General features: G+C 44.0%; 7 protein-coding genes and 1 pseudogene. 5 read left to right on the top strand and 3 right to left on the bottom strand.

Annotated elements, in window-relative coordinates:
* The first annotated feature begins 71 nt into the window (after positions 1-71).
* The 4 genes from L4B77_RS17880 to L4B77_RS17865 are packed head-to-tail and all read left to right on the top strand — an operon-like array spanning position 72 to position 6,240.
* Positions 72-1,463, top strand: coding sequence for an HlyD family type I secretion periplasmic adaptor subunit (locus tag L4B77_RS17880; RefSeq protein ID WP_429752072.1), 1,392 nt, complete (start codon positions 72-74; stop codon positions 1,461-1,463).
* Between the two features lie 59 nt (positions 1,464-1,522).
* Positions 1,523-2,191: a transglutaminase-like cysteine peptidase gene (locus L4B77_RS17875; protein WP_261840492.1), complete on the top strand. Its 669-nt coding sequence runs from the start codon at positions 1,523-1,525 to the stop codon at positions 2,189-2,191.
* 5 nt (positions 2,192-2,196) lie between these two features.
* The gene (locus L4B77_RS17870; RefSeq protein ID WP_429752070.1) at positions 2,197-4,107 is read left to right on the top strand and encodes a bifunctional diguanylate cyclase/phosphodiesterase; all 1,911 of its coding nucleotides are present in this window, start codon (positions 2,197-2,199) and stop codon (positions 4,105-4,107) included.
* A gap of 18 nt (positions 4,108-4,125) precedes the next feature.
* On the top strand, positions 4,126-6,240 hold the full coding sequence (locus L4B77_RS17865; protein ID WP_429752068.1) for a type I secretion system permease/ATPase: 2,115 nt from the start codon (positions 4,126-4,128) through the stop codon (positions 6,238-6,240).
* Positions 6,241-6,356: 116 nt separating this feature from the next.
* Here the strand turns inward: L4B77_RS17865 and L4B77_RS17860 are convergent, their stop codons facing one another.
* The 3 genes from L4B77_RS17860 to L4B77_RS17850 all read right to left on the bottom strand — a co-directional run bounded on the left by L4B77_RS17860 (position 6,357) and on the right by L4B77_RS17850 (position 11,063).
* On the bottom strand, positions 6,357-8,027 hold the full coding sequence (locus L4B77_RS17860; protein WP_261840489.1) for a FapA family protein: 1,671 nt from the start codon (positions 8,025-8,027) through the stop codon (positions 6,357-6,359).
* 242 nt (positions 8,028-8,269) lie between these two features.
* Positions 8,270-8,698, bottom strand: a complete 429-nt coding sequence (tnpA, locus tag L4B77_RS17855) for an IS200/IS605 family transposase (RefSeq protein ID WP_429752066.1) — start codon at positions 8,696-8,698, stop codon at positions 8,270-8,272.
* A gap of 235 nt (positions 8,699-8,933) precedes the next feature.
* Complete coding sequence (locus tag L4B77_RS17850; protein ID WP_429752064.1) at positions 8,934-11,063, bottom strand: tRNA(Met) cytidine acetyltransferase TmcA domain-containing protein; 2,130 nt, start codon at positions 11,061-11,063, stop codon at positions 8,934-8,936.
* Positions 11,064-11,168: 105 nt separating this feature from the next.
* On the opposite strand from L4B77_RS17850, the pseudogene L4B77_RS17845 reads away from it, so the two are divergent.
* Positions 11,169-11,421: pseudogene (locus L4B77_RS17845) on the top strand (helix-turn-helix domain-containing protein); the annotation flags it as partial.

Below are 11,421 nucleotides of genomic sequence, written 5' to 3'. Positions count from 1 at the left end.
ATCTTAACATTTATCAAAAGTAAGAATACACTCAAGAGGCTTGCACTTTAATTTAGCGAACAAGGACTGTTATGAGTCAGAAGAATTTCAGCAAATTGAACGAAACCGAACTAGAGTACGTCGATGATAAAACTGCGGCTCTATTGCTCAATACGCCGACCAGTGCACGTATTATGCTGTGGGTGATCGTTCTGTTTTTTATTGCTGCTATTGGATGGGCCGCATGGGCTGAGATCGACAAAGTCACCGTTGGGCAAGGTAAAGTCATCCCCTCTTCTCAAATCCAAGTGGTACAAAACCTTGAAGGTGGCTTAGTAAAAGAGATATTGGTCAGAGAGGGACAACAAGTTCAAAAAGGTCAACAACTTCTCTTGATTGATGACACTCGATTCCGTTCTGACTTTCGAGAACGCGAACAACAAGTCGCAAATTTAACGGCCAATGTATTGATGCTCTCGGCTTCATTTAACAGTGTTGTCGTTAACGAAGAATTCTCCGTCGAAAACTGGAAAAACAGTGTCCAACTCGACTACGGCAAGCTTGCTTTTCCACCAAGATTCTACGAACTTCAACCTAAATTGGTGAATCGCCAAAAAGCAGAATATCGTCAAGACCTCAACAACCTGAAAAATCAACTATCCGTATTTGATCAACAAGTTGAGCAAAAACAACAAGATCTTATTGAAATAAAAGCGCGTGTTAATAATTTAAGGCAAAGTTACCAATTTGCCCGCCAAGAGTTAGACATTACCCGACCACTTGCAGATGAAGGCGTAGTACCAAGAATTGAACTACTTAAGCTTCAAAGGCAAGTGAATGATACACGCCGAGAAATGACCTCTAGCGAACTTAAAATCCCTCTCCTTCGCTCGGCAATCAAAGAAGCCATGTTGAGTCGTATCGATGCCGCGCAGAGTTTCCGCTCAGAACAACAAGAAAAACTCAACCAAGCACAAGACAAACTGTCGGCCATGACCGAATCTTCAGTTGGTCTTGAAGATAGAGTCAATCGCACCGTGGTGGTCTCTCCTGTCACAGGAACCATCAAAACCTTAGGCATTAATACTGTCGGTGGTGTCATTCAGCCGGGTATGGATATCGTAGAAATAGTGCCAACTGAAGACTCTCTTTTAGTTGAGGCAAAAATCGCCCCACAAGACATCGCTTTCTTACGTCCAGAACTCACAGCCATTGTTAAATTCAGTGCTTATGATTTCACTAAATATGGCGGTCTAGAAGGCGTATTAGAACACATCAGTGCAGATACCACTCAGGATGAAGAAGGCAACAGCTATTACATCGTGCGTGTACGTACAGAGAAATACAGCTTTGGCCATAACGAAGAGCTGCCTATCATCCCTGGTATGACGGCTTCTGTCGATATTATTACGGGTAAAAGAACGGTGCTTGAGTACATGTTGAAACCAATCCTAAGTGCCCAAAACAACGCACTTAAGGAGTAAGGACGTTTGATGTTTAACGACACGACTCAATACGTAACAAACAGATCAGAGCAAAAATCATGAAACCGTCGTTTTCTCTACTGTTGTTAGTCCTGACCTCTTTTACTTCTGTGGCACTCAATAAGAGCGATCAAAGATGGATTGATGCGGTCTCAGCAGCTTATGGTGAAAGAGCAGGAAAACGAGTCGCCACATGGCGCTTAAATATGACGCACTACGATAAATTAAGTGAAGCAGAGAAGCTCGAATCTGTTAATCGATTCTTCAACCAAATGTACTTTGTCGACGACAGCATACTTTGGGGAAAAAACGACTACTGGGCCACACCGCTGGAGTTTTTAGGTAGTAACGCCGGTGATTGTGAAGATTTCACTATCGCAAAGTACTTCTCTTTACTTGAGCTGGGTGTGCCCGACAAAAAATTACGATTGGTGTACGTCAAAGCGCTTGAGTTAAACCAATTCCATATGGTGTTGGCTTACTACTCAACCCCCAGTGCAGAACCACTTATTTTGGACAATTTAAACCCTGAAATTAAACGAGGGTCCAAACGCAGAGATCTACGACCAATATACAGTTTCAATGGTAAGAATCTTTGGCTGATTAAGTCGGCAGCAGGCAGCGGTAAGCTTGCTGGGAAATCGTCAAGGTTGAGCTTATGGAACGACTTACGTTCTCGTGAGCGCGCTCTAAAATTAAACAAACCCATTATCAATTACGATGAGTAGGTACAATGACTTTATATAAACAACTGGTGTTTGGGATGGTTGCGGTGTTCATATTGCTGATGACGTCAGTTTTTATGATCGAATTCAATACCACCCGTGGCTACCTAGAAGAGCAGCAACGTTCTGAAGTGAATAATACCATTAATACGGTAGGGCTAGCCCTCGCCCCTTATCTAGAAGAAAAGGACAAGGTGGCCGTAGAATCTGTGATTAACGCTCTGTTTGATGGCAGTTCCTACTCCATCGTACGTTTAGTTTTTCTAGACGGCAGTGATGATATCCAGCGCTCATACCCAGTTAAACCAACAGGCGTACCACAATGGTTTACCAACCTTAACCTGTTTGAACCCATTCATGACCGACGTGTGATTACCAGCGGCTGGATGCAGTTAGCCGAAGTCGAGATCGTAAGCCATACCGGCCCTGCTTATGTTCAACTTTGGCAAGCATTTACACACTTGTTGACCGTATTCACAGTGATTTTCTTACTGGGTATGATTTCCATTTCATGGATTCTCAAAAAAGCATTGCATCCATTATCATTGATCATCAACAAAATGGATCAAATAGCCAAGAATCAATTTGGCGACCCTTTAATTCGCCCGAAAACAAAAGACCTAATTTTGGTGGTCGACGGCATAAACCATATGTCGACTCAGGTCGAACTGGCTTTTAAAAACCAAGCCCAAGAAGCTCAACGACTTCGTGAACGTGCCTATATTGACCCTGTATCTCAACTTGGTAACCGAGCTTACTACATGTCGCAACTTAACCAATGGTTGGAAGAGTCGAGTGTCGGCGGGCTGGCAGTACTGCAAGCACAATTCATTAGTGAAGAGTACGATGAAAAAGGTTACCAAGAAGGGGATGCTTTAGTGCACCAACTGGCAGAACAATTACAGGCTTCGATTTCATCACCAGACATCACCATCGCCCGTATTTCTAGTGATGAGTTCGGTTTCATCATGCCAAACGTTGATGAGAGCGAACTGAAACTTGTCGCGAGCAGCATCGTAAACTGTATCCAAAGCCTAGGTTCAGACCCAACAGGCACTGCCAATCCACATATTGCGCTTGGTGTGACATACAGCAGCAAGCGTAAAACCAGTACTGAAATCATGTCGCTGGTGGATAATGCACTGTCAAGTGCTAAGGCAAATCATGAACTGACTTATGGCTACGTAACAGCCGACGATCATGGTGCAGTGATGGGTAAACAGCAATGGCGTATGTTGGTGGAAGAAGCGATCATTAACGACCTAATCACCTTCCGTCTTCAAGCTGCAAACAATGCCTTTGGTAAAACCTACCACCAAGAGGTGTTCTCTGCGATTGAAAAAGATGGCGTGCGTTACGGTGCCAATCAATACCTGTACGCACTAGAGCAACTCGAAATAAGCCATCTTCTCGACCAATACGTTATCGAGAAGATGATTGAAAAGCTCAATACAAAAGATGTAACCAGTCCTATTGCCATTAACATATCACCAAGCAGTATTTCTCAGCCCAGTTTCATCCGCTGGATAGGTCGAACCTTGGAGCAAAATACCACCATCGCTCACCTTTTGCATTTTGAAATCCCGGAAAATTGTTTCATCAACGTTCCACATTACACCGCACTATTGTGTAATACCATTCGCAATGCCAATGCGGTATTTGGTGTCGATAACTACGGGCGTAATTTCCAATCGCTGGATTACATCAACGAATACCGTCCAAGTTATGTCAAGCTCGATTACTTATTCACCCATAATCTTGATGACGAAAAACAGAAATTCACCTTAACATCAATCTCTAGAACCGCTCATAACCTAGGCGTAATCACAATTGCGTCTCGAATAGAAACGCAGACTCAACTGGATATCTTGTCTGATAACTACGTAGAAGTGTTCCAAGGCTTCATTGTTGATAAATAGTTGTAAGGGTTATATCGAATGCAAGATCCACTATTGAACTCACTGATCTACGTTAGCCGGTATTACGGATTAGCTAACTCGCCCGAAGCATTGATCAATGGGCTACCACTATCCGATGGAAAGCTAACCCCTTTCTTATTCCCACGTTCCGCTGAGCGCGCGGGATTAGTGGCGAAAGAAAACCGATCCGACTTAGACAAGATCCCGCATCTCATTCTGCCTGCGGTTTTACTGCTTAAACAGGGTGAGGCTTGCGTTCTCAACAGTATCGATTTAGAAAAGCAAGAAGCCGAAATCATTACAGCAGAAAGCGGAATGGTGCCAATCATCATTCCTGTCGAAGAGCTGAAAGAACAATTCCTTGGTCGCTACTTCTTGGTAAAAAAACAGTTCCGCTATGATGAACGTTCACCCGAGGTTCTAAAAACCCGCAAAGGACATTGGTTTTGGAGTACGATTTGGGAATCGAAAAACATCTACCGAGATGTTTTGATTGCCTCCATTCTTATCAATATCTTCGCGATTGCCGCCCCCATGTTCACACGCTTGGTATACGACAAAGTAGTGCCTAACCTCGCGTTTGAAACCCTGTGGGTATTAGCGAGTGGTATTTTTGTCGTGTTCCTTTTCGATCTCCTGTTGAAGTTAATGCGCAGCTACTTTATCGATGTCGCAGGCAAGAAATCCGATATTCTCATCTCCTCAAAGTTGTTCAGTAAAGTTTTGGGGATTCGTATGGAGGCAAAGCCCGCTTCTGTCGGAGCATTTGCAAAAAACTTGCAAGAGTTCGAATCAATCCGTGAATTCTTTACTTCTGCAACCATTGGCTCGTTGATCGACTTACCTTTCGCACTGATGTTCCTTGTTCTAATTTGGTTAATGGCCGGAAATCTAGTCTTTGTGCCAGTCGTCGGTGTGGTCATTCTGATCATCTATGCGTTGTTAATCCAAGGTCCACTGCGTCGAACTATAGAAGAAGGTTCACGTCTTGCTTCTCAGAAATACGCAAACTTGATCGAGAGTCTCGCCGGCTTAGAAACCGTTAAACTTTTTAGCGCGCAAAGTCAGTTCCAATTCCGTTGGGAAGAAGCGGTTGCTCACATGGCAAATTGGAACATTAAAAGCCGCCGCATCACAGACAGCATCCAAAACACCGCAGGTTTTGTTCAGCAAAGTACCAACGTCGGTATGATCATTTTTGGTGTGTATTTAATTGCACAAGGCGAGCTGACGATGGGAGGCTTGATTGCTGCAACTATGCTGAGTGGCCGTGCGATTGGTCCTCTGGTTCAACTCTCTTTGCTTTCGACGCGTTACAACCAAGCAAAGTCATCAATGACTTTGATTGAGCAAGTCATGTCGATGCCAGATGAACAAGAAGAAGGTAAGCGCTATATACACCGCCCGATTATTCAAGGTCATATCGCATTGGACAAAGTAACGTTCCACTACCCAGACTCTCCTATCGCCTCAATACGAGATCTCACTCTCAATATTGCTCCGGGTGAGAAAGTGGCCATTATCGGTCGTATTGGTTCAGGTAAAACCACGTTAGAACGTCTGATTATGGGCCTGTACAAGCCGACAGAGGGCCACGTACGGATTGATGGTACCGATATGGAACAATTGCACCATGTCGACGTACGACGCAATATAGGCTGTGTACCGCAAGACAGTAACCTGTTCTACGGCTCGGTAAGAGACAACATTACCTTAGGTCGCCCATTGGTCGATGATCGCGATGTAATGGACGCCGCTAACCGTGCAGGCGTGACCGCTTTTACTCAACAAGATCCAGCGGGCTTAGAACGCCAGGTGGGCGAAGGTGGCGCTTTACTGTCGGGTGGTCAACGTCAGTCCGTTGCGATTGCTCGATCCTTCCTAGGTCGCCCACCAGTATTATTGATGGATGAACCGACCAGTGCCATGGATAACCGTTCAGAGATGCACATCAAGCACCAGCTTAACCAGTTGCTACCCAGTGAGACTTTGATTCTAATTACACACAAAACATCGATGTTAGACATTGTAGACAGAGTCATTGTGATGGAGAAAGGTAGCATTATTGCCGATGGCCCGAAAACGCACGTTCTGTCAGACCTTAAACAAGGCAAAGTCAAAGCCGTTAGCTAGTAAATGATAGCGTGATAATGCCGTTAAGAAATAGAGAGGGGAGCCAGTGTGCTCCCCTTCTTTTATCTTCAATCAATCCGCAAACTTAACAATTCTATCAATTAAAATCCGTTTGATTATAGGGCAAGATCTTCTTGTTTCATCTTAGATGAACATAATATTTCATATTGATTGAATGAGAATATACTCCCACCATGAGTTCGCTTCGTTGTCACCGTCTCATCACCAAATTGAATCGTGACTCGGGTATACACCTTTTCGTGTACTTCGACAGTGCATTCAGCAAGGTGGGTTTCGAACTCTGCTTCGAGCCTATCTAATTGCGACTTGTTTTTTTCGATCGCTTGATCATTTTGTTCCCGCTTTTGTTGAATCGCCAATGCTTGCTCTTCGCTTCTCTCTGATTTCGGACGCCTCTTAAACTCTAACTCTTTACGGATCACGCTCATGGTTTGCTCTTGCGCGTGTTTATAACTCTCTTTCAACTCAGCTATCTTTTGTCGGTAGCCATCGTAACGTGCAAAACTATGAATTTTAGTCGCAGTATCGCCTTCTACACCTAAAAAGACACATTCTACTTTCCCCCCCACTTTAGCTTCGCCCCCACTGAGCGTACCGTGTTTCTTCATGGTATCCATCACGGTTAAGTTATTACCACAACGAATATCATTACTCATACTGTGTACACCGAGTCGAATATCATTGGCCGCTTGTAACTCAGCATTCTGAGCATAGCTTGCGGTTATAGAACCTTTACTGATTACCTTGCAACTTTTGGGGTCACCCTCTTTTGTCGTGTGACCAATAATTCCTTTTGCAACTTTGATATCAGCTTGTGCTTGAACCTCTGCCGATTCAATAAAACCGCCAACCGTCACGCCTCCCGTCGCTTTAACAATCATACCCGGTTCAATGTTTCCAGACACAAACACATTACCTTTGAATTTAATGTGCCCAGTCGAGACATCAACATTGCTCACGCACAAGGCGTCGTCTACTTCGATACTGCGTTCTTTAATTATCGGTAATCCAGGACTCGCCGCTAGCAGAAGATTAGGATCGTCAGGAGAAATATAGGTACCCTTTCCAGGTTTAATTAAACAGTCTTTACCTGGAATGGGAGGGATAATCCGACCTCGGACAGTAAACCCAGCAGTCCCTTTGGTTGCGGGGATACGCTTCATTAACGGTTCATTGATTCCAACGGTAATGGTTTCGCCTAAATCTCGCATATCAATTTTTCCCGCGTCTTTATTACGCGGCTTCAATACTTGGCGAGTAATGTCTTCGACCAAAGCTTGAAACTTGGCGTCTTGCCCTCTTACAGGCAGAGTACCTTTCGCCACTGGCTGGGTAAATATTTCTCCCGGCTTAAGTTTAGTACTCATCATAAGTACTTTCCTGAGCGCTAGCTTATTAATACCTTTTGTTATGTAAGCCTGCGCCAAGCAGTAAATGATATCGCTGCCTCTTAATACTTTGCCACTATACGGTCCTGTGACCACTATAGTAGCCAACATTTCATCAGCAGACAGTTCAACAACAACACTGGCATCACGGACTTCAGCAATGAGAATGCCTTCATACGCTTCACCTTTACCTTCTTTTGCGAGAGTCACAAAACGCAACACCTCTTCTTCAAAAAGAAAATAGTCAGATACACCTAATGTATCCAGAGCAACGGATAGTAGCCTATGATCAAAACTTGCGTCAGCTACTGTCCCTGACGGTAAACGAGCAACCACTTGTTGTTTGTCTTCTGACAACGTAACGATGTTATCCCACATTCGAATTGAGTATCCCTAATGACTCAGTTGTTATTTAGTCTATATAATTCGTTGTGACCTTAGAATCATCACATTTAAATAATCAGCGTCTCATCACTTACTTTCGATCCTGCAAAGATGACTCATAAATAAGAATTTGCTCTTTTAGTTTCGCTTCTGCTTTGATAAATACAGAGCGACACTCTTTTGCTATTTTTGGAACAAAAAGTAGATACCCCCGTGCATGCACGGGGTACTTACTGTTACAACTCCATGCGGAGTTGACCAGAATCCTTTTCGCCCTGATGCCTAACATAATTCGCTATAACCTGTTCATTCACGCCTACGCTACTGACAAAGTAACCTGGCGACCAAACAATGTTCTCTTTCCAGTAAACCTTACTTAGCCAACTGAAAGTTTTTCGCATGTGGTGCGACGATTGGCTTTTTAGTTTACCCATGACGTCAGAAATGCTGTATTTCGGTGGGATAAGCATCATCATATGCAGATGATCTTCATCAAAGCCTATCGTCTCGATCTCAACGCCAGGTAAACTTCGCAGTAACTTTGGCATCACCTTCCATAAGTAGCTGCACATACCAGGATTCAGGATTTTCCGTCGGTACTTAGTCACCCAAACTATGTGATATTTGGTGTAATAGACACTGTGGGAGGAGGTGTAATATTGCATTTAGCCATCGTACCGCCTCCAAAGGCATTCATCCACGGGTAAACCCGTGGTTTTCTGTATCCACAGAATAAAGCGGTTCAGACACGTAGACATAACGACAAGAAAAAAGGAAACGGTAACGGGTATGAATGAGAGGGTAATAGTAGGTGTGTAAACATCGACAAAGACGAGCAGTTTACAGTGTAAATTCAAGGTTCTAATTTACACTGTAAATCTAATAGGAAAACAGATCGCCCTATTTACAGTGTAAATTTGACAATAAAGCATCAACATCTTTTCGAAACTGAAGTTCTGCTTGCTTTCGTCCAGCAAAATTAAATTGTGCAACACAGGTCGCCCACGGTTTTTGTTGAACCACTTTCGCAATCAATAGATCGGAAAGAGTAAAACGAAAGGTTTTGGACACTGTACCTTGCAAGCCCGCACGGCCACGGTGAGAGAACAAGATTAATTTAAGGACACTGAAACTGATACTGTCGTAACTATTCCCACCGTCGACATAATTTCTCATTAATTGGACCTCCCTATCATTCAAGGGTTCTGCACTCTTAGGTAACAGCGCGCGTACCATGTCCGTTTCAAGTGAAAATAAAGAACCAGAAACAAGAAAACAGTAGTTACACTCAAAGTGATGCAGAATCTGTTTAATCCAACATTGAGAGCTTGAATTAAGCGCTTTAACCATCAAAACCGAGTGACAACCACTTGCCTGATCCCGCTGGTGGCCGATGTGCACAGCTTCGAATTCACTTCCACGCCAAAAAGAAATCAGTTCACTGGACGCGCCAAAGCTGGTCGCCAGATAATCCACTTGGGTAATTTGTCGTGATAGCTGAGCCAACATCCAACGACCGATTCCAAAACCTTGATGACGCGTTGAAACAGCGATGCGCATAACTCGGAGGCAACGACTGGTCGCAGCTTCAGTACAACCCAGTTGATTGGCCAACAAAACAGGAGCCAGATGACCTTGAGGCCGGCGTTTTCCAAGTTGAATCTGAGTAATCAACTCACTATCCAAGCCCCCTTCCTCTGTCACCAACATGCACCCTAAACACAGATCTTGTTGCCAAACCGCGTACATATGGATTGCTGGATTGTTGAGGAATTGCATTAAGTCGTTTGGCGACGTCTGATAATGTGCATCAACAAGAAGAGAAAAACATTGCTGTAGCGTCTCAGGGTTCGCTAAGCATTCTGCTTTTGATAACTCGACTAAGTTTAATTGGTTGATTGTCTGATCAGAAAAGTCATCTAACTGATGAGTCGTGGAGTCACTGAGCGATGCGTGACGACCAAGCAGGAAGCAGTCAAACAACCAACCTTCTAGTGGGTCGTTGTTATTCCAACGAATCGGTTGTTCGAGCTTAAAGCCTTTCCAGCCGGGACGATGCTTAGAAAGCCAAGACTCAAACTTGATAGCAAACCCTCGCCCACTTCCCTCATAACCGTGCACTGTGGTTGAAAAAACCATACGATGATAAAAACTGACCATGGATTTAAGCATTGGAATGGGAATCGCAGCGGCTTCATCAACCAATAGCAAGTCACAATCAGGCTTAGATTTAAGTATGTCATCCGGTGCGACGAATCTTAAACTTCCACCTTGATGACGAATGTGAGTCGCGTCAACCACGTCACAAACTCCTAATCCTTGGCGTGCATGAGAAAATACCGGCTCTACCGCTTTCACAGAAGGCGCGCTAACAATAATGTTAAAACCGGTCCGTTCAACCAAAAGCTGTGCTGCCGCAATACCCAATGCCGAACTTTTTCCACGCCCTCTGTCCGCGGTGAGAATCAGAGGACGTTTGCGATGTCCAGACACCACTTTTTTAACTAACTCAACAGCCGTGCTTTGCTGTGCAAATTTATCCAATCCGTTGTTGACGTTTTGCTTCTGAGGAAGAGCGTGAGTCGCAAGAGCGACATCGCCTGCTTCATTGTGTTGTGAAACAGAGATCAGTTTATCGAAATGGAACTTTAACCAACGTTGTCCAGAGCTCTCGCTATCTGTAGAGTCATCAACTTTTGGCGGCAACACCAACAACAACCCACCACCGACTAACGAACCGAGCGCGGCACTAAAACCATTCGCATCAAATTGCACTCTAAAATCACATACAAGAACTTGGCACTCTCGGCCAAGAAGTTGTTGGCCTTTTTTTACTGGGGCATAAATAACGCCTTCAAACGGAGTACCGCCAATCTGGAAGATGTTTGTCGTGTGTAACTCTTGAAGGAAGGCAACAACTGCAGAATTTTGCCAATCAACATCGCCATCAAAGACCACTCCGTAACGGTGTTCATTATGTTGAGCAATAACAGAAAGGGAATGTAGAAAAGTATTAGTTGGGTTTGTCATAGTTAGTGTCCAGATTGATCTAAACACAGTTTATCACAGCCAAATAAAAAGCCGCATAGTGAACTGACCCCCAATAGTTGGACACCAATTATTGGGGGTCTTTTTATGTCCAAATATAGCCGAGAGCTAAAATGTATCATTGCTAAGCAATACTTAGATGGCACGTCATCTCTCTACTTAGCAAAACAATATTCAATTTCTTCAAGACAGATACGGTATTGGGCTCAAGTCTTTGCCATCCATGATACTGATTCATTTTTACCAACTAAGCATGCCGCGACTGCTCAAACAAAACGAAAAGCATTGAATTTAATGTGGACGAATGAATGGTCTCTCACGCACACTAGCGCAGTATTAA

The sequence above is a fragment of the Vibrio minamisatsumaniensis genome (assembly GCF_050337445.1).
GTDB classification, from domain to species: Bacteria; Pseudomonadota; Gammaproteobacteria; order Enterobacterales; family Vibrionaceae; genus Vibrio; species Vibrio artabrorum.
Note: the sequence above shows the minus strand (reverse complement) of the source record. Positions and strands in the feature narration are given on the sequence as shown.

Bases quoted from the DNA above. Each gene is read 5' to 3' on its own strand.
- L4B77_RS17850 (WP_429752064.1), bottom strand. From the start codon at position 11,063: ATGACAAACCCAACTAATACTTTTCTACATTCCCTTTCTGTTATTGCT.
- L4B77_RS17860 (WP_261840489.1), bottom strand. From the start codon at position 8,027: ATGTGGGATAACATCGTTACGTTGTCAGAAGACAAACAACAAGTGGTT.
- L4B77_RS17870 (WP_429752070.1), top strand. From the start codon at position 2,197: ATGACTTTATATAAACAACTGGTGTTTGGGATGGTTGCGGTGTTCATA.
- L4B77_RS17875 (WP_261840492.1), top strand. From the start codon at position 1,523: ATGAAACCGTCGTTTTCTCTACTGTTGTTAGTCCTGACCTCTTTTACT.
- tnpA (WP_429752066.1), bottom strand. From the start codon at position 8,698: ATGCAATATTACACCTCCTCCCACAGTGTCTATTACACCAAATATCAC.
- L4B77_RS17865 (WP_429752068.1), top strand. From the start codon at position 4,126: ATGCAAGATCCACTATTGAACTCACTGATCTACGTTAGCCGGTATTAC.
- L4B77_RS17880 (WP_429752072.1), top strand. From the start codon at position 72: ATGAGTCAGAAGAATTTCAGCAAATTGAACGAAACCGAACTAGAGTAC.